The 21,370-nt window shown below is 50.9% G+C and carries 21 protein-coding genes and 2 tRNA genes; 13 read left to right on the top strand and 10 right to left on the bottom strand.

Features of this window, described 5'->3' with window-relative positions; translation table 11 throughout:
- Positions 1 to 26 precede the first annotated feature (26 nt).
- Positions 27 to 112 (bottom strand) — tRNA-Leu (locus AACQ84_RS05625).
- Between the two features lie 217 nt (positions 113 to 329).
- On the opposite strand from AACQ84_RS05625, the gene murA reads away from it, so the two are divergent.
- Positions 330 to 1,646, top strand: a complete 1,317-nt coding sequence (murA, locus tag AACQ84_RS05620) for a UDP-N-acetylglucosamine 1-carboxyvinyltransferase (RefSeq protein ID WP_049761716.1) — start codon at positions 330 to 332, stop codon at positions 1,644 to 1,646.
- 194 nt (positions 1,647 to 1,840) lie between these two features.
- Here the strand turns inward: murA and AACQ84_RS05615 are convergent, their stop codons facing one another.
- The 5 genes from AACQ84_RS05615 to ubiE form a co-directional block, all read right to left on the bottom strand.
- The gene (locus AACQ84_RS05615; protein ID WP_012306728.1) at positions 1,841 to 2,773 is read right to left on the bottom strand and encodes an Hpt domain-containing protein; all 933 of its coding nucleotides are present in this window, start codon (positions 2,771 to 2,773) and stop codon (positions 1,841 to 1,843) included.
- 142 nt (positions 2,774 to 2,915) lie between these two features.
- Positions 2,916 to 4,106 (bottom strand): 1-acyl-sn-glycerol-3-phosphate acyltransferase, encoded by a 1,191-nt coding sequence (locus AACQ84_RS05610; RefSeq protein WP_012306727.1) that lies wholly within the window; start codon positions 4,104 to 4,106, stop codon positions 2,916 to 2,918.
- Between the two features lie 164 nt (positions 4,107 to 4,270).
- Positions 4,271 to 4,357, bottom strand: a tRNA-Ser gene (locus AACQ84_RS05605).
- Between the two features lie 87 nt (positions 4,358 to 4,444).
- A complete protein-coding gene (locus AACQ84_RS05600; protein WP_012306726.1) occupies positions 4,445 to 5,164 on the bottom strand; it encodes a metallophosphoesterase family protein in 720 nt (239 codons plus the stop codon).
- Positions 5,165 to 5,180: 16 nt separating this feature from the next.
- Positions 5,181 to 5,885: a bifunctional demethylmenaquinone methyltransferase/2-methoxy-6-polyprenyl-1,4-benzoquinol methylase UbiE gene (gene ubiE, locus AACQ84_RS05595; RefSeq protein ID WP_012306725.1), complete on the bottom strand. Its 705-nt coding sequence runs from the start codon at positions 5,883 to 5,885 to the stop codon at positions 5,181 to 5,183.
- Between the two features lie 128 nt (positions 5,886 to 6,013).
- Here ubiE and AACQ84_RS05590 point away from each other — a divergent pair, with 128 nt between their 5' ends.
- The 3 genes from AACQ84_RS05590 to AACQ84_RS05580 all read left to right on the top strand — a co-directional run bounded on the left by AACQ84_RS05590 (position 6,014) and on the right by AACQ84_RS05580 (position 8,551).
- Positions 6,014 to 6,487 (top strand): hypothetical protein, encoded by a 474-nt coding sequence (locus tag AACQ84_RS05590; RefSeq protein ID WP_234991420.1) that lies wholly within the window; start codon positions 6,014 to 6,016, stop codon positions 6,485 to 6,487.
- A 101-nt stretch (positions 6,488 to 6,588) separates the two neighbouring features.
- Positions 6,589 to 7,947 (top strand): anthranilate synthase component I, encoded by a 1,359-nt coding sequence (locus AACQ84_RS05585; protein ID WP_012306723.1) that lies wholly within the window; start codon positions 6,589 to 6,591, stop codon positions 7,945 to 7,947.
- 136 nt (positions 7,948 to 8,083) lie between these two features.
- On the top strand, positions 8,084 to 8,551 hold the full coding sequence (locus AACQ84_RS05580; protein WP_012306722.1) for a QcrA and Rieske domain-containing protein: 468 nt from the start codon (positions 8,084 to 8,086) through the stop codon (positions 8,549 to 8,551).
- Here AACQ84_RS05580 and AACQ84_RS05575 read toward each other — a convergent pair.
- Both AACQ84_RS05575 and AACQ84_RS05570 read right to left on the bottom strand, forming a co-directional pair.
- The gene (locus AACQ84_RS05575) at positions 8,548 to 9,396 is read right to left on the bottom strand and encodes a carbonic anhydrase (protein WP_159449824.1); all 849 of its coding nucleotides are present in this window, start codon (positions 9,394 to 9,396) and stop codon (positions 8,548 to 8,550) included. The genes AACQ84_RS05580 and AACQ84_RS05575 overlap by 4 nt on opposite strands.
- Positions 9,397 to 9,638: 242 nt before the next feature.
- On the bottom strand, positions 9,639 to 10,007 hold the full coding sequence (locus AACQ84_RS05570; RefSeq protein ID WP_012306720.1) for an AbrB family transcriptional regulator: 369 nt from the start codon (positions 10,005 to 10,007) through the stop codon (positions 9,639 to 9,641).
- A gap of 250 nt (positions 10,008 to 10,257) precedes the next feature.
- Here AACQ84_RS05570 and AACQ84_RS05565 point away from each other — a divergent pair, with 250 nt between their 5' ends.
- The 7 genes from AACQ84_RS05565 (at position 10,258) to AACQ84_RS05535 (ending at position 16,723) form a co-directional block, all read left to right on the top strand.
- Positions 10,258 to 11,259, top strand: coding sequence for a succinate dehydrogenase/fumarate reductase iron-sulfur subunit (locus AACQ84_RS05565; protein ID WP_012306719.1), 1,002 nt, complete (start codon positions 10,258 to 10,260; stop codon positions 11,257 to 11,259).
- Between the two features lie 39 nt (positions 11,260 to 11,298).
- Positions 11,299 to 11,865: a photosystem I assembly protein Ycf4 gene (locus tag AACQ84_RS05560; protein ID WP_012306718.1), complete on the top strand. Its 567-nt coding sequence runs from the start codon at positions 11,299 to 11,301 to the stop codon at positions 11,863 to 11,865.
- Between the two features lie 106 nt (positions 11,866 to 11,971).
- Positions 11,972 to 12,742 carry a peptidylprolyl isomerase gene (locus tag AACQ84_RS05555; RefSeq protein WP_012306717.1) on the top strand — a complete coding sequence of 257 codons (771 nt, stop codon included), beginning with the start codon at positions 11,972 to 11,974 and terminating at the stop codon, positions 12,740 to 12,742.
- A gap of 181 nt (positions 12,743 to 12,923) precedes the next feature.
- Positions 12,924 to 13,424 carry a CGLD27 family protein gene (locus AACQ84_RS05550; protein ID WP_012306716.1) on the top strand — a complete coding sequence of 167 codons (501 nt, stop codon included), beginning with the start codon at positions 12,924 to 12,926 and terminating at the stop codon, positions 13,422 to 13,424.
- A gap of 83 nt (positions 13,425 to 13,507) precedes the next feature.
- Positions 13,508 to 14,461 (top strand): asparaginase, encoded by a 954-nt coding sequence (locus tag AACQ84_RS05545; protein WP_012306715.1) that lies wholly within the window; start codon positions 13,508 to 13,510, stop codon positions 14,459 to 14,461.
- A 70-nt stretch (positions 14,462 to 14,531) separates the two neighbouring features.
- Positions 14,532 to 15,272 (top strand): cytochrome c biogenesis protein CcdA, encoded by a 741-nt coding sequence (locus AACQ84_RS05540; protein ID WP_012306714.1) that lies wholly within the window; start codon positions 14,532 to 14,534, stop codon positions 15,270 to 15,272.
- A 62-nt stretch (positions 15,273 to 15,334) separates the two neighbouring features.
- Positions 15,335 to 16,723 (top strand): cytochrome c biogenesis protein, encoded by a 1,389-nt coding sequence (locus AACQ84_RS05535; RefSeq protein ID WP_012306713.1) that lies wholly within the window; start codon positions 15,335 to 15,337, stop codon positions 16,721 to 16,723.
- Here the strand turns inward: AACQ84_RS05535 and AACQ84_RS05530 are convergent.
- Both AACQ84_RS05530 and AACQ84_RS05525 read right to left on the bottom strand, forming a co-directional pair.
- Positions 16,709 to 17,929, bottom strand: a complete 1,221-nt coding sequence (locus AACQ84_RS05530) for a DUF445 domain-containing protein (RefSeq protein ID WP_041443420.1) — start codon at positions 17,927 to 17,929, stop codon at positions 16,709 to 16,711. The genes AACQ84_RS05535 and AACQ84_RS05530 overlap by 15 nt on opposite strands.
- 88 nt (positions 17,930 to 18,017) lie before the next feature.
- On the bottom strand, positions 18,018 to 19,751 hold the full coding sequence (locus AACQ84_RS05525) for a potassium channel family protein (protein ID WP_012306711.1): 1,734 nt from the start codon (positions 19,749 to 19,751) through the stop codon (positions 18,018 to 18,020).
- A gap of 231 nt (positions 19,752 to 19,982) precedes the next feature.
- Here AACQ84_RS05525 and crtE point away from each other — a divergent pair, with 231 nt between their 5' ends.
- Positions 19,983 to 20,891, top strand: coding sequence for a geranylgeranyl pyrophosphate/diphosphate synthase/geranyltranstransferaseCrtE (gene crtE / locus AACQ84_RS05520; RefSeq protein ID WP_012306710.1), 909 nt, complete (start codon positions 19,983 to 19,985; stop codon positions 20,889 to 20,891).
- Positions 20,892 to 20,912: 21 nt separating this feature from the next.
- A complete protein-coding gene (locus AACQ84_RS05515; RefSeq protein WP_012306709.1) occupies positions 20,913 to 21,368 on the top strand; it encodes a divergent PAP2 family protein in 456 nt (151 codons plus the stop codon).
- Positions 21,369 to 21,370 lie beyond the last annotated feature (2 nt).

Genomic DNA, 21,370 nt, shown 5'->3' with positions numbered 1-21,370 from the left:
AAGGCAAACAACTTTTGCCGGATAGATGCGGAACGCGAGACTTGAACTCGCAAGGGATAAAACTCCCACTAGAACCTGAATCTAGCGCGTCTACCAATTCCGCCAGTTCCGCAGGTAAATATGTAATTACACAATCAACAATTATTACTTGAAGAACGAAAAGCGTCAAGCCAATTGCCAAAAGATTATCTATTACCAAGAAACCTATTCTAAACCGTGAACAAAAAAGTGTAATTCTGAGCAACATAGACCAAGACTTTCCGGTAGAATCAAGACGAAAATTTGACAAAATTTCCCCCATCTTCTTTCCATTTGTGGAGGATCGACCCATTAAAACTTCTGCCCCCCTCACCCCCACCCGTGCGACCGCTGAAACCATCCTTAAAATTGAAGGGCGACATCCCCTCAGTGGCGAGGTTAGGATCAGTGGCGCGAAAAATTCTGCCCTGGCCATCATGGCGGGAACCCTACTCTGTAGTGATCAATGTCGTCTGACAAATATCCCCGACTTGGCGGATATCAAACGGATGGCCGAAGTGATTGCCGCCCTTGGGGTTCAAATCGTTGCGACCCCTGGTAACCTTGATTTCGATACCCGTCACCTTAGGACAGCAGAAGCGCCCTACGAATTGGTATCCAAGCTGCGGGCGAGCTTTTTTGTTATTGGCCCACTCCTGGCCCGCCTTGGGGAAGCTAAAGTGCCGATGCCGGGGGGCTGTGCCATTGGTGCTAGGCCCGTAGATCTCCATGTGCGAGGTCTCCAGGCGATGGGGGCCGAGGTGATTATTGAACATGGGGTTGTCCAAGCGACAGTCAAGGGAAATCGACGACGGCTCCAGGGGGCCAAAATCTACTTAGATTATCCGAGCGTTGGGGCGACCGAAACCCTGATGATGGCGGCAACCCTCGCTGAAGGGGAAACAATCATTGAAAATGCCGCCCAGGAGCCAGAGATTGTTGATCTGGCAAACTTCTGTCGGTCTATGGGGGCATACATTAGCGGAGATGGCAGCAACAAAATTGTGATTCAAGGGTGCGATCGCCTCCACGCTACCGACTACCCGATTATTCCCGACCGCATTGAAGCCGGGACTTTTCTCGTGGCCGGGGCCATTACCCAGTCAGAATTTAGCGTCTTTCCCGTCGTCCCAGACCATCTTTTACCGGTGATTGCCAAGCTCGAAGCAACGGGGACAAAGGTGATTGCCGAAGGGCCGAACCGTCTGCGGATCAAACCCCAAGGGATTCTCCGGGCGACGGATATCGAAACCCTGCCCTATCCTGGTTTCCCCACGGATATGCAAGCCCAGTTCATGGCGTTGCTCACCCTCTGTGAAGGGAGCAGTGTCGTCACGGAAACGGTTTTTGAAAACCGGATGCACCACGTCGCAGAATTTAAGCGCATGGGGGCGGATGTCAAAGTCAAGGGCAATAACGCCATTATTAAAGGGGTACCTTTTTTGTCTGGGGCTCCCGTAATGGCGACCGATCTCCGGGCTTCAGCAGCCTTGGTTCTGGTTGGTTTAGCGGCTGAGGGCACAACCATCATGCGCGAGGTACACCACATGGATCGGGGCTATGATGACCTTGAAGGGAAGTTTAAAGCTCTAGGGGCAAGGATTGAGCGTCTGACTGCAACCCTCTAACCAATCTTTCAATTTCTACTCAGTTTAGAAAAAGCAAGGAGGTTCAGCCCCAGGGTTGGGCCTCTTTTGTTGTGATTATCTCAAACATTGATACAGGTATTTCAAGCATTAAGAGACTGACCATTCACTACCCAGGGGGCGATCGCCATAGTGATTTTCGTGATTCGGGTTCAGTTCGGAAACTTGGCAGAATACTAAGCGCGATGTTTCAGGGCCTGGACCAATTGGGCCAGTTGGGCTTCACTAAAGGCACTGTTCAAGATTTGGGCGGCCTCCTTGGGTTCTGTGGGAATCAGAATGTAGGGGAGTTGGGCGATCGCCAAATTTTTTAAATCCGTTGGCAGGCTAATGCGTTCCGGTTCGTTGCGTTCTAAATGGTCAGCAGCTTCTTTGATGCTTTTAAGCACAATGGGGGCAAGGGTCGAAAAACGATGGGCCGGATTGGCGATCGCCTTATGACTTGCCTTGAGTAATTTTTGCCAAGGTTTCGCTTTTTTATTCAGTTTAGCCAGTTCAATACAGAGCTTTTGGAGTTGCTGGCGGCATTCTGGGGTGGCATCCTGGCGAAATAGTCCCAACATTTGCTGCAACAAGCCACGAACTTGCGGCCCAAAGGAAAACCCCGTCGCCGTTGGTGATCCCGTGGGGGCAGGCGTTAGCGGCGGCGGCGCAACCTCTGGAGAAACGACAGGATTACGGTTATCGCTGACGGCGAGACGATCCAAATACTTTTGTAATTCGCTGAATTGAGGGTCAGCCTCCGCCATGATTTTTTCAATTTCTTCTTCCTGGAGGCCAAAGGGACTTTGCAGCTTTTCGAGGAGCTCTTGGAGCACATCGTAGGCATTGAGAAAAAGAGACTTGAGGGTTTCATCGACGGTAATCGTATTGTCCTTAAAGACCTTGAACGCATCTTCGAGGCGGTGGGCCGTTTTTTGGATGCTCGTGTAGCCCAACATCGCTGCCCCCCCTTTTACTGAGTGGGCGGCCCGGAAAAGTTCATTGACCCGTTCGGTATCATCCACCACCTCCGACAGCTCCAGGATGCCCTGTTCTAAGGTTTCAAGGTGTTCTTTGGCTTCTTCAATGAAATAGCCGAGAATTTTTTGTTGACTGGCGGCATCCACAGTAGATTCTCCTCACACTTTAGGGCTGGGGTAGAAGGGATTGAGAGGCGTCTTAATCACCCTGTTTTAACGTTATCAAGGAACGGTGATTTCAGCTTAGATCGATGGTTGGTTTGGGGGAATTTTTATTTTTGCCAATATTCTAAGGATGATAAATCATATCGAGGAGGTTGTTCTGCACTTCGTACTGCATTGCGTCTGTGAGTTGCTGCAGGGTGCCCTGGCGATCGCCTTTATATTGGGCGACATAATCCTGGAGATTAATCGGTGTGCCCACCCGGAGCCAGCCCTCGTGGAGTCCCTTCGGCGCGGGAATTTCCACCCGAAACACCTCCCGTTCTAGGCGAGTGAGGGTATCGATAAACCGTTCAGGGCTTGGATGATCCCCCACATAGCCATCGTAGATCGCATCGAAGTTCAGTAAGCGCACCGTTGTTTGGTAGAGGCTTTCGTAGGTGTCGAGGTCGAGGGCCATCTCTCCATCGGCTTTTTCAATGAGGAGCGCCTGCATTTTATAAACCCGTTCCCGGAGCGGGAAATCCTCTGGAAAATTTAGGCCCAATTCCGTTTCACAGAGGCTGAGGGCCCGGTTCCGAATGCGCTCAATTCGGTCATTCCAATCATCATCGGCCGCCGGAGTGAGGTTATATTCTGCTTCTAGTTGCTGCATCACCACCTGGGCGACCCCCCGCAGACGGCCATAGGGTTCGGGGTCACTGGGGGTAATTTCTAGTTTCTGCTCTAGGGTTTTGAGGCTCTGCTGAATAATCAGTTCAGGGGCCTTGAGGTAGCGATATTTGATGCTAATGGGCACCAGATAACAGGGGGGAAATTGACCCTCTTGTTTGGCGATCGCCAACATCGCTTGCATCGGCAATTGAATCGCTCCGGTGCGAAAGGGCATGATTGCATCATTTTGAAAGGAACAGCCCCCCTCCGGAAAAATCACCATCCGGGAGCGTTCCTGTTTCAACAGATCTAACGTGTGGGCAATACTGCGGCGATCGCCAAGGCCCCGACGAATGGAATAACAGCCCATCTTTTGCAAAAACCCGGCGAGTTGCGCCGTAAAATTTTCGTAGGCCACCAGGTAATGGAAGATTTCTCCCAACTGGGCCGAAAGCAAAAACAGCACCAAGCCATCGTCAAAGGTGGGGTGATTGGGCATAAAGATCACGCGTGCATCTCCCAAATCCCGGATTTTACCGAGATCTGCCTCGCTCACCCGCAATTTCAGTTGATATTTAAAACGCCCCACCCAATAGGCAATACTTTGCACTAAACGCACGAGCATCGGCTCAGTTTGGGTCGGGAAAAAATCAGGTTTAGACATGGAGACAGAATTATTCTCAGGCAAGCGCTTCTCATTATTTTGCCTAAATCCATCGCCCCGGCGCAGGAAAATATCCCAAAAATTTTATTTATTCACAAATAGAGGAACCAGCAATTGGGGCGACGACAGTTTGTTATTTGAAAAAATGAATTAAAAAATCTGTACGGAGAGGGGGGGATTCGAACCCCCGTCCGAGTTGCCCCGAAACCTGATTTCAAGTCAGGCGCATTCAACCGCTCTGCCACCTCTCCAAAAGTGATTAGCAAAAGTATCATAGCGTGAATCTCGACTGCTGATCGGAAAAATTCTAAGAAAACCTGTGTGGCCAAGGCTGGCGACTAGAACGATAAAAAGGGTGTAACGGCGATCGCATCTAGGGGGAGTTGGCGTTTTTCGGCGGTGTGGCTATTGACTTGATAGATTTGGCGCTGGTCAATATCAAAAGCAGTTAACCAGCCGCTTTTGGTGTGGTAGACCCCGGTGTCAATGTCCAACCAGCCCGGCCCCTGCACCACCTGTCCCGGTTGTACCCCCGGAAAGGTGAAGGTGATCGTATGGCCGACAATAATCAGCTTATTGGCAAAGTAGGGCTGGGTCATGGAATGAAACTCACTGCGCACCCAACAGAATTGTTCCGCCCCCTGTTGCTCGATGGGTAGGTGGGGGGAAAGGCCCGCATGGACTAACCAAACATCCCCTAGATCGAGGTGGGTGGGCCGCTGTCGCAACCATTGTAAATGTTCGGCCGGGATGCGGTGATTATAGCTTTGGAGGGTATTCGCACCGCCGCTATGGTACCAGGCGATAAAGGTTTCTTGCTGGACGCTGCCATCGTTGGCGATCGCCTCTAGCATCATCATTTCATGGTTACCGAGGAGAGACTGATAGGAACTACGGCGCACAAACTCAATAATGTCTGCACTTTTGGGGCCTCGGTCAATCAGATCACCGAGGAAGTAAACCGCATCTTCTGTTCCGGGCGCAACCAGCTCCAGCAGGGCCATCAACGTATCGTAATGACCATGCACATCTCCTATACAGATTCGTCGCTGACCCATGTGTCCCCTATCCCCGTCACTTGGTAGCCACTAGTACACCCATCATATCGCCGACGATGCCGTAGTGAATTGCGTTCCGAAAACCTGCTTCTTTAGCCAGTTTTTCTTGGGTTTTTCCGGTGGGAAACCGTTCGATACTGGGTTGAATGTAAGCGTATTCGGGGGTGAGTTGGAATCGTTCTGCGAGGGGCACCACAAAGCGATCCAGATACCATTGTTGGAACATCTGTTTCCCAGGATTATCCGGACGGTGAAAATCTAAAATAGCCACTTTTTTGCCCGGTTTTAACACCCGTTGTAATTCCCGCAGTGCCTGGGGAATATCGGTAACGTTCCGCAGCCCATAGCCCATAGTCGCCCCATCAAAATGATTGTCGGGGTAGGGTAAAGCCAGAGCATCTCCTTCCTGCCACTGGATATCGAGGTGAGGACAAAGACGGTTTTGTTTCTGGGCGGCGATCGCCAATTGTTGGCTCGCAAAATCAATGCCAACGGTTTTGCCGTAAACGCCGACGGTTTTCGCTAGCAGTAAAGTTAAATCGCCACTGCCGCAACACACATCCAGGGCAAGATCGCCTCCGGTAACGCCACTCCATTTCACCGCCATTTTTTTCCAAATACGATGCTGACCGAGGCTAATCCATTCATTGAGCGCGTCATACTGGGGCGCAATGCGATTAAAAATTCCTTGGATTTCAGTGGCAGCGTTCGGTTTGGACATGGTTTGGGGGGCGATGGCTCTCCCTGGGAGCAACAATGGGGGATGTTCAGGGGATTCAGTTGAAAATTTTTAAGCTAATTTAGCAGGCGTTAAAGACATTCAGCCATTGTAAAGAAATACGGGTAAAGATGTCTTGTTCTAGCGCTGGGATTTGCGAAAAAAATGAGGCGATCGCCTTAAACTGGGGAACTAGATTGTCAATTTTTTCCACCCCGATTATTCAATCATTGAACTTGCCCCTGGAACTGCTAATGTCCCAAACCACGACAGAACCTTTTAAACCCCAGCAGATTGTTTGCTTAGCCGCTGGCGATCGCCGCTTATATGGTGCTGTTATTCAATTTATTGAAGCCCAGGCTAGCTATTGGCTACGGCCGCTGTGTTTGTTGAACGCAACCGCCGAGGCCCCGACCCCCCTCCACCGCAGCGCCGATATCATTATTGCCGCCCCAAAAATTCGTGCCGCCTTGGATACTGAAATTCTCGATTGCTGGTCAGTGCTCTATGATGACTCCGGGGACTATGGCGACAATGTGGCTGGTCGCAAACTGGTGCAAGATTTTCTGCGTAGTCTGGATTGGGGTAAGGCCACCCAAGGATAGCTGGCTCAAAAAATTAATTCGCTTTTGCGGTGTTGACGACAATACCATCGCGCCAAAAAAGTATGTCAAAATCCTAGGGAGTTTTCCTTGGGGTTGAATGTATGTGGCATTGGCGATCGCAACCGTTAGCACAACGCACTGGTGCAGAAATTTTCACGCGACTATACGGCCAAGCCAAGATTGCCACCCTCCTCGAAAGCCCCTACCCTACCCCCAAGGACTATCCCCAGCTTTCCCGCTACTCCATCTGTGCCGGGGCACCGAGGGCCAAACAGCTATTTACGCCCGCCCTAGGGGAAATTACTGCTTGTTTAAAGCAGCTCCTCGCCACAAAACTAGATCCCCCGGCGGCGATCGCCCATTTGCCCTTTACGGGGGGATATCTAGGCTGGCTCGGTTATGACTTTGCCTGGGAAATTGAAACGCTCCCCTACGAAAATCCCGATCCGTTGCCCTTTCCAGTGGCCTATTGGTACCAGCCCGATTCCTTTGCGGTACTTGACCACCACCAACAGGTGCTTTGGCTGGCGGCGGCTACCGTTGCGGATCTCGATCGTTTAACAACCCAACTCAGTCAACCGCGTGTATCCTCCGATCTTGATCAGCCTCCAGTCAACTCTGAGGCCCCTTCCCTCGAATTTCTGAGCGATCGCCAAGCCTACACCGACGCTGTGCGCCAGGCGAAACAATATATCCAAGTGGGCGATATTTTCCAGACCAATCTTTCCCTGCGCTTCCGTACCCAAGCGTCCCATAGCAGTTGGGCCATTTATCAACATCTCCAGCAGATCAATCCTTCCCCCTTTGCTAGCTATTGGCGATCGCCCTGGGGGGAGATGATCAGTTGCTCCCCAGAACGTCTGATCCAAAAACAGGGGCGCTTTGCCCAAACCCGTCCCATCGGCGGCACCAGACCCAGGGGACAAACTCCCAGCGAAGACCAAGCCCTCGGCGAAGAACTGTTGCTTAATACCAAGGAACGGGCCGAACACACCATGCTCGTGGACTTAGAGCGGAATGATCTTGGCCGGGCCTGTACCTGGGGCAGCGTCGTGGTGGATGAGCAATTTGTCCTAGAACGCTATAGCCACGTCATTCACCTAGTCAGTAATGTGGTGGGGGAACTGGCCGCCGACAAAGATGCGGTAGATCTGATTCGGGGCATGTTTCCGGGGGGGACGATTACTGGTTGCCCGAAGGTGCGCTGTATGGAAATTATCGAAGCCCTAGAACCGGTGCGGCGCAGTTTATTCTACGGTTCCTGTGGCTACCTAGACCAACGGGGAAATTTGGATCTCAATATCTTAATTCGTACTTTACTTTATGTGCCGAATTCCCAGGGGCCAGCGACGGTCTACGGGCAGGTGGGGGCCGGTATTGTTGCTGACAGTGATCCAGAACAAGAATGGGCTGAGTCGTTACAAAAAGCGAAAGCTCAACGTCAAGCGCTCAATTGCTAGGGGCATTTTCCGGGGCGATCGCCACCGCAATCCCAATCTCCGCCATTTTCACGAAATCTCCATTAATCCGAAAAACGCCTTTCAAATTCGTTATAACAGTCAAGACATCATTTTCGACATCCCTTGAGAAACAATTATGGAACGCCGTCAATTTGTAGGTTTATTCGGTTTAGGTTTACTTGCGAGTTCTTTCCCGACGATTTTAGCCGCCTGTTCTGGTGGCTCGGAATCAACAGCAGTCAGTGAAGCAGAAGATGCCGCAGCCAACGATGGGGCGATCGCTGAAGCAGAAGATGCCGCGAGCCTTGTGGCCGATTTCACCGCTGTGGGGAGTCTCGATGCCAATGGCGAACTTTCCACAGAGGTCAATGGACAGAAAGTCTATGTTTTCCGCAATCCTAATGACCAAAGCCTGGTGGCCGTCGATCCCACCTGTAACCATCGGGGCTGTCCTGTAAAATTGGCCGATGCTGACCTGGTTTGTGATTGCCATGGTTCACGGTTTGCCTTGGATGGTGAATTGCTTCAGGGGCCAGCCACCGCCGGTTTATCTCGCTACGAAGTCCGCCAAGAAGGTGAGAATATTTTTGTTAAAGTAGCCTAATTTTTCGTTTCCTGACCGGGAACATAATATTGCACTTGATGGGTCGTCATTGTTTGTCGGGGGCGGGCATTTGGTGCATACAGAGCTTGGTAATATTCGATTTGCGCTGCCCCTAAGGCAATGGGTTGTGCGAAAACTAACCAGCGAATTCCTTCCGTGCAAGGGGGCGTGGTTAAAGAACCAAGATAATGGAAATAAGGGCGATCGCCTTGGGGGAGTAATGCCGCCGGATCGAAGTGAATCACCTGACTGGGATGGGCTTGGGTCGGCCACCGTTGCAAAATATGGGTGAACGTCGGATTGATCGCTCCAGGTTCAACCAGTACCGCCAAAACAGCGGCTCCTTGGGTGGCACGCCGATGGACAAAGTGAACTTCCATGGCATATTGTTTTCCCTGGACATGGTGCTCACTGGGATAATGAAAATGAATTTGCTCAAGCTTGTAAAGATCAACGCCGATTTGTAGGGTGTTATTCCCCGTGACTTGGATTTGTAAAGTGGTACTGGTCGCCTGGATAAGCCCGAGACTCGGTTGATACTGCCAAGGCAGCGACGCCCCCGAAACTGGAGTAGACGATTCAGGAAAAAGCGCCAAGGGTGATTGGGTTTCGCCAATGGCACAGGTCTGGAACTCTGGTTGCAACTCGCCCCACCGCTGGGGGCCAAGATCTGCGTAATTCCAAGGGGTTGCGACGGTTTTTGCGATTGTCAAAAACTGCGATTGAGGCGCCGCCCAAACAACCCATAGACCCCACCATAAGGCAATGGCGATCGCCAAAATCACTCGCCTTAACATGATTCCAAATCCTTTCCCTGAAACCTCTAAACAATAAAAAAGAGCCATGGTGACCACAGCTCCCATCAAAATTAGCCAAAAATAGCTTTAAAAATTAAGCAACAGATTACCCGGAATCTCTACCTGTGATTTGTGCATCAACCGTAGAATTTTGTCGGAGAGAATCCATTTAAGGCAGTTGATTTCTTCTAAATATCAACCCGTAGATTTAGTAAACCCCAGGAATGAAATCAGGCGTGTCAAGGAGGGACGCTAAAAAATCGCCAAAAGGCTTGACTATTGTTGCCTTTTTAGCCTTCGTTGATCTGTTTTAGGTGAATGTGCTTGTAGCCAATTTTAATTTCAAATTCATCCCCTGGTTTCAGGTTCATTTGATTCGTGTAAGTTGAACCAATGACAATTTGGCCATTTTTGTGAACACTCACCCGATAGGTCGGCTCTCTCCCGCGGCCATCTTGACTGCCACCGGGGTCTAGGGGGAGTCCTTTTGCTTCAAGGACAGCATCATAAAAACCCGTCAAATTGACACGAGTCGAGCCATTTTTCGTACTGCTATATCCACAAAGCTTTGCTGTTTCTCGCCGGGGCAAATGGGATAATTCCTTTACTTTACTCAGCAGAGCCTTTCCTTTCAAAGGAGTTGTCGGGATGTCACTCATATTTCTAAAACGCTTGTTTTTTGAGTCTAAATTTTTGTCGGCAATAAACTTACCACATTTGTAAATATAACTGCAAAAATTCTGTTTTGCGCAGTTTTTTTAAAAAGTTTTTTAAAAGAGGCCCTGGGATTTTTTAAAGTTTTCGTAGTGGCGCTGATTATTTGTTAACTTTATCGACAATGGTTTTAACTGCCGAATTCATCCCGATAGACTAGGAAGGGAAGAAATTTGTGGCAAAAAGAGGTTGGCCATGGACATCGCCTTCAATATTTTGCGCCAACGGCAACGAAACGTCGCACCAGAATTTTTCACTTATCAGCTTTCTGTGCCAGAAAGTACAACAATTTTAGATTGTCTAAATCAGATCAAATGGCAGCAGGATGGCAGTTTAGCTTTTCGCAAAAATTGTCGCAATACCATCTGTGGGAGTTGTGCCATGGGGATTAATGGCCGGGCGGCCTTGGCCTGTAAAGAAAATGTGCGCCAAGAAATTACCCGTCTACAAGGCACCGATTCTGATCCTGGAGCCATTCCCAAAATTACGATTACCCCCCTGAATAATTTTCCGGTGATTAAGGATTTGGTGGTAGATATGACCACCTTTTGGCAACAGCTAGAAGCGGTAGTTCCCTATGTCCAAAGGCGATCGCCCCAGGTTCCCGAAACAGAATTTCGTCAGTCTCCCCAGGAGCGCGAAGCCCTCAACCAAGCCGGCAACTGCATCCTGTGTGGCGCTTGCTACGCCGAATGCAATGCCGTCACTGTCAACCCCGAATTTTTAGGCCCCCACGCCCTCGCCAAGGGAGAACGGCTGCTCAAGGATTCCCGGGATGATACGACTTCCGCCAGGCTAGATCACTACCACCAACCAGCAGTCGGCGTCTGGGCCTGCACCCGCTGTTATCAATGCAACTATGTCTGTCCCCAGGAAGTTGACCCCCTCGACCGCATTACCCAAATCAAAAGTACCCTCCTCCAGCAAAAAGATCCCGCTGAAAGTCGTGCAGTACGCCACCGGAAAACTCTCCTTCACCTGGTGCAAGCAGGGGGATGGATCGATGAACGGCGTTTTGCCTTGATGGTGATCGGACTCCAGAGCGTTGGTGAGATTTTTCCGTTGGGTTGGCGGATGCTGTGGCATGGCAAATTTCCCGTGACCTTCGAAGCTTCAGAAGGTACCGCAGCCGTGGCAGATCTGATGGCCCAGGTAATGGCTTCCAAGCAGGGAAGTCAAGATTATCCAGTAAAATGAGGGGGCTTAAATTAAATAAATTTTCTACAAAAAACGTTTATGGCAGCACAGGTGACAACTTCAACGGATAAAGTTTTGCGGCAGCCGATCCTCGGCTCTCGTCGTTTTAGTAATATGCTTTGGGCCAGTGTTTCTGCCATTGGTGGCATTGGTTTTCTGTTAGCTGGTCTTTCGAGTTATTTTCACAAAAATCTGCTGGGGGTGAGTGACCCCAGTAATATCCAATTCATTCCCCAAGGGGCTGCCTTAACGTTCTATGGCGTTGCCGGAACGCTATTGTCTGCCTATCTCTGGTTTGTATTTTTCCTTGATGTGGGCGGTGGTTACAACGAATTTAATAAAGAAACGGGCAAGGTGACTATTTTCCGGAATGGCTTTGTGGGCAAAAACCGGATTATTAATTTCCAGTATCCCCTCAAGGATATTTTGTCAATTCGAGCAGAGATCAAAGAGGGTCTAAACCCCCGGCGAGTGCTTTATCTCCGGGTAAAAAATCGGGGTGATATTCCCCTCAACCGAGTCGGAGAGCCGATTCCCCTTGCGGAACTGGAGAATCAAGGGGCTGAGTTGGCCCGCTTTTTAACCATTCCCCTGGAAGGTCTCTAGATCTTTCTAAGCACCTGAGACGAAAAAAAGACAGTGGGCGATCGCCTTCGCTGCTTCCTATAATTTTTCCAGGTTTTATCTAAAACAAAAGTACGACTAAATTTCTATGGAACGACCTTGGCAGCTACTATGTCTCGCACTCTTGGTGGGCAGCCTCAGCTTGAGTGGCTGTGCGCCGACAACGGAAACATCTTCCAATAATCCAACGGCCACCCCACCCAGTGCCGAAAATTATAAGCCCCGTTTAAATTGCCCGAATCCAGCTTCTACCGAGGCCACCCCAGAAGATAGCTGTACAGCGGTGGTCGAAATGGTACTCCAGAGCCAATCTGAAGCAGTGGATGGCCAAACGATCCGCATTGAACTCAATGGTGCAGATGCGCCAGTGACGGCGGGAAATTTTGTGGATTTAGTCAGCCGTGGCGTCTATGATGGCACCGCTTTCCACCGGGTAATTCGGACGCCGGAACCCTTTGTTGTCCAAGGGGGAGACCCCCTCAGTAAGGACAGCCAAGTGCCCCTCAATGCCCTCGGTCGCGGGGGATTTGTCGATCCAGAGACCGGGATTCGTCGGGATGTCCCCCTAGAAATTAAGCTCCAGGGTGAGGAACAGCCCGTTTATGGCAAGGCAGAACTTGATCCGAATCAGGTGGTGCTTAAGCATGACAAAGGGGCGATCGCCATGGCCCGTTCCCAACTGCCGAACTCCGCCTCGTCTCAGTTTTATTTTTCCTTGGGGCCGAATGATTTCCTCAATGGGAACTATGCAGTGTTTGGCCAAATTACCGAGGGTCTTGCGGTGATCGACAAAATTGAAATGGGCGATCGCATTCAATCGGCGCGGGTTGTCGAAGGAGAAGATCTCCTCGTGAAGTAAAAAAGGACTAGGTCGCGTTTGAGCATTACCACGTCCCGCAACAGTTCAAAATATTGCCAGTGATCCAAATCTATCTGGGTCACTTTTTTGTTGGCAAATACAAAGGCGATCGCCCCCTGCGCCCCCCTAGAAAAAAACGATACACTGTTGGGCATAGGTTTTCTCTGTCCCGTCGCCATCCATGAACAATTCTCCCACTACCTTTTGTCCCGTCCCGGAAGAGCAACAGCCCCTCAACGAATATGACCAACTCAAGGAATCCTGGTTTTTTAGTTGGGGCAACATGGAAATGGTCTGCTACATCCGCAAGGTAGCCTGGGTGTGGTTTTGGGCGACCCTCATCTTTACCCCCATTGCTTGGGCGAGTTTTCCCTTCGACCGCTATCCAATTAAATTGGTCTTGAGTGCCAATCTCGGCGGGATGTTTTTATTGAGTTTGGTTTTACTACGTCTTTACTTGGGGTGGCGCTACATCCGCGATCGCCTCCAAACCGAGAAACTCACCTACGAAGAATCCGGCTGGTACGATGGCCAAATTTGGCGCAAACCCGAAGCCGTCCTCCAACGCGATCGCCTGATTGTGTCCTACCAAATTGCGCCGATCCTCGCCCGTATCCAACAAACCAGCTTGATTGTCGTGGCGATCGCCATCGGTTTGATCAGCGGTCTGTGGCTGCTATAAACCCTTAAATCTTCACAATCATTCCCGCCACCCCCGTATTTTTCCCCTATCCTTTTACTGCTGAACTTTTACCCCCAATCGTTATGTCCAGAGGCAAACGCGTCCAAGCTCCCCCCCTTGAAATTAACCTCCTCCGGGAAGGTCTCAAAGAATCCACTCACATCGCCGAAGCCGTGGTGTGTGACACCAAAGGCCGTGTCCTGTCCATGGCTGGGGATGCCGAAAGCTCTGCCTTTATCCGGTCAGCCCTTAAACCCTTCCAAGCCCTTGCTGTGATTGGTACCGGGGCCCTAGATCATTACAAACTTTCCGATAAAGATTTAGCCGTCATTTGCAGTTCCCACCAAGGCACCAAGGAACACGCCCGTCAGGTGTTTCGCATCCTCTGGCAGGCGGATCTAGAATCTGACGTTTTGCAATGTCCGATTCCCCACGGCAAAGACAGCGCCCTCGAACACAATTGTTCCGGAAAACACGCAGGGATGCTGTTGACCTGTAAGCATTGCAACTGGGGCCTCGGTAGCTATATGGAAAAGTCCCACCCCGTCCAGGCTCTGATCCTCAATAAAATTGCCGAATTACTCCAGATGCCCGCCCAGGAATTTATCGGGGCGCGGGATGATTGCGGTGTCCCCACCTATTTGATGCAGCTTAGCCAAATGGCCACTCTCTATGCCCACCTCGCGTCTGGCGATCGCCTGGATGTGGAGCGGGTGGTGCGGGCAATGACCTATCACCCCACCATGGTATCTGGGCGAGGCGGCTTCGACACAGAATTAATGCGCCTCTCCGAAGGAGAAATTGTTAGTAAATCGGGTGCAGAGGGGATTCAGTGCATCGGTCGCGTCGGTGAAGGCTTAGGCTTGGCGATTAAGGTCAAAGACGGTGCGAAACGAGCTAAATATGCCGTCGCCCTCTATCTTTTGACCCGTTTGGGTTGGATCACTCCCGCAGTCTCTGATACTTTGGCGGAACAATTTTTATCCCTCAGTCCCTATAAGCGTTTAGATGTGGTGGGTGAATTATCCCTGGTTTAGGCGGAAGATACCTTTGCCGTTGCCCCCAGGAAACCCGATACAATAGCAAACAGTCTTTGGGCACGGCACCATGTGGGAAAATTTCAGTCTGCAACTGTATCACCTCCAGCAATTTAGTGACAGCCTGGTCAATGAGCAGCTGAGCCATTGGAGTTTGTTGAGTATCTTTTTGGTGTTTGGGGCGGGCCTCCTCACTAGCTTGACCCCCTGCACCCTCTCCATGTTGCCCATCACCATTGGTTACATCGGCGGCACCCAGGATAATGATCGCCTCCAAGCCTTTTTCCAATCCCTGTGGTTTTGTTTGGGGCTCGCGACGACCCTGGCGGGCCTGGGAATCGTGGCGGCGGGCTTTGGCCAGATCTACGGCCAGGTTGGTATTGGCTTACCAATCATCGTCAGTGCGATCGCCATTTTAATGGGTTTAAATTTGCTCGAAATTGTCCCCCTGCGTTTTCCTTCCCTGGGGGCGACCGACTGGATCAAGCCGGATTTCCCAAAAGCTGTGCGGGCTTATCTCGTGGGTTTAACCTTTGGTTTGGTGGCTTCCCCCTGTAGTACCCCGGTGCTGGCGACCCTTTTAGCCTGGGTTAGTACCACCCAAAACCTCGCGTTGGGGGCGGCGCTCCTCCTTGCTTATACCCTTGGTTATGTGGTGCCTGTTTTGATTGCCGGAATTTTTACCGCTTCCCTCAAACGCTTGCTGTCCCTGCGGCAGTGGTCGGGCTGGATTAACCCCGTGAGTGGTGCTTTGCTCCTGGGATTTGGGCTATTTTCGCTTCTCATTCGCCTGCCCATTGGCCTCGCTTAGATTTTCCCTAACCCTGAACGGGCTTTTTTCTTGTTAATTTTTCTTTTCTCATCCCCTAAACCATGACAGTTTCTGATTCTTCTCCTAATTCTCCGTGGCACAGTTTTCCCCGCAAGGTCTGGCGCACGGGTTTAAAGTGGATTGCGGATCTCCGGGTGGCGATCGCCCTGCTGTTGCTCATTTCGGTATTTAGCATTTTAGGAACCGTCATCGAACAGGGCAGTACCATCCAGTTTTACCAAGAGAACTACCCTGAAGATCCGGCGTTGTTGGGTTTTTTGTCTTGGAAAGTTCTATTAGGGTTGGGACTGGATCATGTTTATACAACTTGGTGGTACTTGGTTTTGCTCCTCGCCTTTGGGGTGAGTTTGATCGCCTGTACCTTTCGGCGGCAACTGCCTGCCCTGAAAACAGCCCGAAATTGGAATTACTACAGCCAAGCCCGGCAATTTAATAAATTAGCCCTGAGTACGGAATTGGATCATGGTTCGCTCCAGAGCCTAAAACCCCAACTCGAAAAAAAGCGCTACAAAATTTTCCAGGACGGCGAAAAGCTCTATGCCCGGAAAGGGATTGTGGGGCGCATTGGGCCGATTATTGTCCACATCGGCATGATCGTCACCTTGGTGGGTTCTATTTGGGGAGCCTTTGGGGGGTTCATGGCCCAGGAGATGATTCCCAGCGGCGTGAATTTTAAGGTCAATAATGTGTTTAAGGCGGGGATTTTTTCCGAGAGCGATCGCCCTTGGTCGGTGAACGTAAATCGCTTTTGGATTGACTACACCCCCACGGGTGACATTGATCAATTTTATTCGGATCTCTCGGTGGTCGATGGCGAGGGCCAGGAGCTTGAGCGCAAAACAATTTCTGTAAACCACCCCCTCCGCTACGATGGCATTACTTTTTATCAAACCAGTTGGTCTATTGGTGGTGTCCAAGTTCAACTGAATAATAGTCCGATTTTTCAATTACCCGCCGCCCAAATCCCCACGGAGAATGGAGCGAAACTCTGGGGCAGTTGGGTACCCATTAAGCCAGATATGAGTGCTGGAGTGTCGATCTTGATGCAGGATCTCCAGGGCAGTGCCATTGTCTATAACGAGCAGGGAGAATTGGTCGGAGCGGTACGGGTTGGCGATCGCCTAGATGTGGGGGACATTAGCTTGAAATTGGTTGATCTTGTTGGTAGCACTGGTCTCCAGATTAAAGCTGATCCCGGTGTCCCCGTGGTATACACAGGCTTTTTGTTGGTGATGCTTGGTGTGGTGATGAGCTACGTTTCCTATTCCCAAGTGTGGGCCCTGGCCGCTGGCGATCGCTTTTATCTGGGAGGGAAAACCAATCGCGCCCAGGTGGCCTTTGAGCGGGAACTCCTGGAGATTATCAATACCCTCGAAACATCCCATTCCCAAGCAACCCCAGAAAATACCTTGACATCAATTGAGCAATAAAATAACCGATTGGGCTACACCAACGAGGAAGCCCAGTACTCCCCCCAAATTAACGATGGCTTGGAGTTCATTTTTGACAATGCCCTGGATGGCGCGTTCTAGTTCCCTAGGGCTGGTATTGTTCACTCGCTCAATGATTACTTGATCAATGGCGAGGATCGGGATCACCTGACTAATAATTTTTTCGAGGTCTTTTTCTAAATAGCGATCCAAAAGCAAAGATAATTCTTGGCTAACGACACCCAGAGAACTATCTAAGACTTGAGACGCTTGGAGCCGCCGTAAAATCACCACCGACAAATTATCCCAATCCACCGACTCACCAATGTATTCCATCAAGCCCGCCCCTTTATTCTGGAAATATTGACGGATTGTTTGGTGAAAACTTTTACGGAGTTGCCGCACCGTAGACACAGGCAAATTTTGGAGGGACAAACCCTGGAGCCAGAGGCGCAATTTAAGGCGAATTTCGAGGGTGAGGATTAACTCTTGGAGGCGGGCATTGGCAATTTCTCGTTCTTCTAAACAGAAGGCCCGGAGGCGGGTCAGGCTATTTTTAACGCCAAATAGGTTTGCAACGACCCAATAGGTGCCGCTGGTTTTTTCCCGGAGGCTGGTGTCGATAATTTCAATATTTTTATCTGTGAGAAAATCAATGGTCGCTTGACGGAGAATATCGGGGGTCAAAACAGTACGCAACAGCCAATCGGTGAGCTGGCGGGCTTGGGCTTCTGTGAGCTTAAAATCCAGCAGCAGTTGATCGAAAATTTGGTAAACCTGGGCCTCTAAAAAGGTATCTTCCCGAGACCAGACTTTAATCAGGCGGGGCAAAGATTCGCTGGCGAGATCTCGCAGAATTGCTGCCAAAATCCCAGCGGTTTTTTGTTCTTGTTCGCCCTGGATTTGTGCAAAGGCCAGTTGTAACAGCCACCGGATCGCAGCTTCGATACGTTCGGTTTGGAGCAGTTTTTGGGCGAGCTTTTGAATTTCTTCGGGGGTGAGCAGCGACCCCATAATAATCCGGGAAATGTTACGGGCGAGGCGGTCTTGGTTGGCGGGGATCAGACCTGGGGTGAAGGGTAAACGGCGATCGCCAATGTAGATAGCCTTGTAGGGACGAAACAGCATATTGATCGCAATGTCATTGGTGAAATACCCAATCACAGTGCCAGCGATGGGGGGCAACAGTAACGTCCAAAAATTCAAAGCTATGCGTCATGATGTACTTAACATTTCTGATTTTAGAGCTTTTGGTTTGGCGATCGCCTGGATTGAGATGTAACTTTATTGATTGCTAGGGCACAAAGGCTTCGCTTCCTTGGACTGACGGGAAGGGGTTAAAGGCCACTTCTGAATTGCTAGGTTCCTTGCGCCACAGTTTTTGGAGGCCATTGGCAGCGATGGTGATGTAGAGCACATCCTGGGGCTGCAGTTGCCGTTGCAGGAGGGGCCAACCGTGAATCGCTTCTCCCTGGGATTCGAGGTAGAGGGGCACAAAATTTTGGGCGATCGCTGCGTCCTGGACTCGCTGTCCACAGAAAGGATGGTTTGGGGTAATTAGAGTCGCAAGGGCAATCCACAACAAATCATCGGTCATGCCGTTGCCAAGGATACGTCCCCCTAGGGCGGCGGCAGCAAAAGAATGGGTCGCCAACTCCGTCGGGGAAAGCACCAGATCAAAGGAAAAGACTTCCTGGGCCGACTGGGCGAAATTGGTATCCTGAATCCGGACGATCACATTGACCTTGGGGGCGATCGCCTTGGCACTCAGGGCAATTTCGACGTTGGTCATGTCTTGGCTGGTGGCGGCAATGAGGGCCGTTGCTTTGGCAATCCGTGCATCCCGTAAACTGCTGGTCACACTGGCATCGGCAAGAATGACCGGAATCCCCAAGGTTCTGGCGGTGCGTAAAAAGCGGTTGTTGTGGTCGGTTTCAAGAACAACAACGTCATAGCCCTGGTGGTGCAGTTGGCGGGCGATCGCCATACCCATCCCTCCCAAGCCACAAATTACGTAATGGTTTTGGTGGGGAATTTTTGTCGCATCCCAAAACTGACGAATTCGACTTCCCAAAATGAAATCATTGATCAACGCATAGCAGATCCCCACAACTCCGGCGCCGACCACCATCATCACCGCCGTGAAAACCTTGACCCAATCGGGGGCGAGTTCCGCGACTTCTTCTTTTCCCCCGGCCCCAGTGATCATCCCCACTGAAAAATAGAGGGCATCCACCAGGGACAAATTAAAATTCACACAAACATAGGTAAAGGTGGCAATGCAGATGGTCACCAACAACGCCACCGTCACCAGGGTCATCGGCCGCACGTGATGTTGGTATTGCCGCAGATTGGCGATCGCCTTCCGAAATTTTTGCCAGAGAGAATAGCGTTGACTTTTGACCTGGGGCGGCGTCCCTAAGATTAAATGATCCCCCACCTGGAGGGTTTGGTCGGCCACCACCGCCGACACCAAATCCATTTCCCCCTGGGCTGGTAGGTAGTGGATAAACATCCGCTCTGGGTTTTCCCAAAGCCCACTGAGAGGTTGGCCCAACCAGGGATGATCCGTGGTGATCACTTCTTCGTAAATGGGCCAGGTTTTTTCGTAGAGACGCAGTTGGCCGATGGCTTTATTGCCCAGGGCGGCAAAGGCAAAAATGGGGGCGGCCAGGGCCGAAACACTCATGGTCACATGATCCGGCAGAGTTTGATCGAGGCGATCGCCCAGGGCTTGATTATAAATACGATTAACAATGCGAATTTTTGGATTCAGCACCCGCGCTTGGGTCAGCACCGCGAGATTGAGGGCATCATCATTACTGGCAAGGACGAGGGTTTGGGCTGTGTGAATTCCCGCTCGCACGAGGAGTTGTCCCTGGCGGGGATCCCCCACAATAATGCCTGCTGCCCGCTGGCGACTGGGGCGATCGCTAATGCCGATCACCTCAGCCCCTTGATTTTGCAGTAGACGAAAAATCTTATATCCCGTTCGTCCTAAACCACAGACAATAATTTTTGGTTGCATGGAAACTGGGCCTGGGTTGATCAGGACTTATCTCAACAGATCAATTACCCTTCCTGTTTTAAACCCAAACGTTCCCGGCGAGTGTAATGAACCACACAGAGCAAAACAACTTCACATTTAGAGGCCAGAATTAGCACCCCTCTGCAAGCAACCCAGGATGATTCCCCCAGACTTGCCCCCAAAGCCCTGTAGAATATTCTTGAAAAAATCAACAGTTTTCCAAACGTAGCTATGGTAGTTGCAGACGCTCACACCCAGGGCTTTTCCCTCGCGCAATATCTCCAAGAACAAAAGACCATCGTCGAAACCGCCCTTGACCAATCCTTAGTTATCACTGAGCCTGTCACCATCTACGAAGCCATGCGCTATTCCCTCCTGGCTGGGGGAAAACGGCTACGCCCGATTCTTTGTCTTGCCGCCTGTGAAATGTTGGGGGGCACCGCCGCCATGGCGATGAATACGGCCTGTGCCCTGGAGATGATCCACACCATGTCTTTAATCCATGATGATCTGCCCGCCATGGACAATGACGATCTCCGTCGGGGCAAACCCACGAACCATAAAGTTTATGGGGAAGATATTGCCATTTTGGCGGGGGATGCCCTGCTCTCCTATGCCTTTGAGTATGTGGCCCGCACCCCGGATGTTCCGGCGGAACGTCTGTTGCAAGTGATCGTACGCCTCGGCCAAGCGGTGGGGGCCGAAGGCCTCGTCGGTGGCCAAGTGGTGGATCTCGAATCGGAAGGGAAAACCGATGTTGCCGTAGAAACCCTGAATTTTATCCATACCCATAAAACAGGGGCATTGCTGGAAGTTTGCGTCACGGCGGGGGCAATTTTGGCCGGGGCGAAACCGGAAGAGGTGCAATTACTCTCCCGTTATGCCCAAAATATTGGTCTGGCTTTCCAGATTGTCGATGATATTCTCGATATCACTGCCACAGCGGAGGAACTAGGTAAAACGGCAGGCAAAGACCTCGAAGCCCAGAAAGTGACTTATCCGAGCCTATGGGGTATTGAAAAATCCCAGGCTGAGGCCCAGAAGCTGGTGGCAGAGGCGATCGCCTCCCTCGAACCCTATGGTGAAAAGGCCAATCCCCTCAAAGCCCTGGCGGAATACATCGTTAACCGTAAAAACTAACCCGCGTCACGGCCAAGCACCATGGATAATTTCAGCGCAGTTTTCCAAAATCACATCCTGATTGTGGCATTAGTGGCCTGCATTACGGCACAGTTGCTTAAAATTCCCATTGATTTGATTCGTTATAAAAAAACCAGCCTCCGTTCCCTCTTTAGTGCTGGGGGGATGCCCAGTGCCCACTCTGCTCTGGTGGGAGCTTTAGCGACAGGGGTTGGTCAGGCGAAAGGATGGGATAGCTCCGAGTTTGCGATCGCCTGTTTATTTGCGGTGATTGTGATGTACGATGCCGCCGGAGTGCGTCAAGCTGCGGGTAAGCAGGCGCGCATTCTCAACCAGATTATTGACGATATGTTCCAGGAAAAAGAATTTAGTGACGAACGGCTCAAGGAATTACTCGGTCACACACCCGTGCAAGTGTTTGTGGGGCTTTCCTTGGGCATTGCGATCGCCTTTTTTGCCAATAGCCAACTGGCCTAGAC

Origin of the sequence: Picosynechococcus sp. PCC 7002 (genome assembly GCF_963860125.1) — a bacterium.
Taxonomy (GTDB): domain Bacteria; phylum Cyanobacteriota; class Cyanobacteriia; order Cyanobacteriales; family MRBY01; genus MRBY01.
This window is presented reverse-complemented; position numbering and strand designations above follow the sequence as displayed.

What these genes read in the sequence shown, in the direction of transcription:
- AACQ84_RS05545 (WP_012306715.1), top strand. Translation starts at nt 13,508, where the DNA reads ATGTCCAGAGGCAAACGCGTCCAAGCTCCCCCCCTTGAAATTAACCTC.
- AACQ84_RS05540 (WP_012306714.1), top strand. Translation starts at nt 14,532, where the DNA reads ATGTGGGAAAATTTCAGTCTGCAACTGTATCACCTCCAGCAATTTAGT.
- AACQ84_RS05600 (WP_012306726.1), bottom strand. Translation starts at nt 5,164, where the DNA reads ATGGGTCAGCGACGAATCTGTATAGGAGATGTGCATGGTCATTACGAT.
- AACQ84_RS05515 (WP_012306709.1), top strand. Translation starts at nt 20,913, where the DNA reads ATGGATAATTTCAGCGCAGTTTTCCAAAATCACATCCTGATTGTGGCA.
- AACQ84_RS05525 (WP_012306711.1), bottom strand. Translation starts at nt 19,751, where the DNA reads ATGCAACCAAAAATTATTGTCTGTGGTTTAGGACGAACGGGATATAAG.
- AACQ84_RS05610 (WP_012306727.1), bottom strand. Translation starts at nt 4,106, where the DNA reads ATGTCTAAACCTGATTTTTTCCCGACCCAAACTGAGCCGATGCTCGTG.
- ubiE (WP_012306725.1), bottom strand. Translation starts at nt 5,885, where the DNA reads ATGTCCAAACCGAACGCTGCCACTGAAATCCAAGGAATTTTTAATCGC.
- AACQ84_RS05550 (WP_012306716.1), top strand. Translation starts at nt 12,924, where the DNA reads ATGAACAATTCTCCCACTACCTTTTGTCCCGTCCCGGAAGAGCAACAG.
- AACQ84_RS05565 (WP_012306719.1), top strand. Translation starts at nt 10,258, where the DNA reads ATGGACATCGCCTTCAATATTTTGCGCCAACGGCAACGAAACGTCGCA.
- AACQ84_RS05575 (WP_159449824.1), bottom strand. Translation starts at nt 9,396, where the DNA reads ATGGCTCTTTTTTATTGTTTAGAGGTTTCAGGGAAAGGATTTGGAATC.
- AACQ84_RS05560 (WP_012306718.1), top strand. Translation starts at nt 11,299, where the DNA reads ATGGCAGCACAGGTGACAACTTCAACGGATAAAGTTTTGCGGCAGCCG.
- crtE (WP_012306710.1), top strand. Translation starts at nt 19,983, where the DNA reads ATGGTAGTTGCAGACGCTCACACCCAGGGCTTTTCCCTCGCGCAATAT.
- AACQ84_RS05535 (WP_012306713.1), top strand. Translation starts at nt 15,335, where the DNA reads ATGACAGTTTCTGATTCTTCTCCTAATTCTCCGTGGCACAGTTTTCCC.
- AACQ84_RS05590 (WP_234991420.1), top strand. Translation starts at nt 6,014, where the DNA reads ATGTCTTGTTCTAGCGCTGGGATTTGCGAAAAAAATGAGGCGATCGCC.
- AACQ84_RS05585 (WP_012306723.1), top strand. Translation starts at nt 6,589, where the DNA reads ATGTGGCATTGGCGATCGCAACCGTTAGCACAACGCACTGGTGCAGAA.
- AACQ84_RS05555 (WP_012306717.1), top strand. Translation starts at nt 11,972, where the DNA reads ATGGAACGACCTTGGCAGCTACTATGTCTCGCACTCTTGGTGGGCAGC.
- AACQ84_RS05580 (WP_012306722.1), top strand. Translation starts at nt 8,084, where the DNA reads ATGGAACGCCGTCAATTTGTAGGTTTATTCGGTTTAGGTTTACTTGCG.
- AACQ84_RS05570 (WP_012306720.1), bottom strand. Translation starts at nt 10,007, where the DNA reads ATGAGTGACATCCCGACAACTCCTTTGAAAGGAAAGGCTCTGCTGAGT.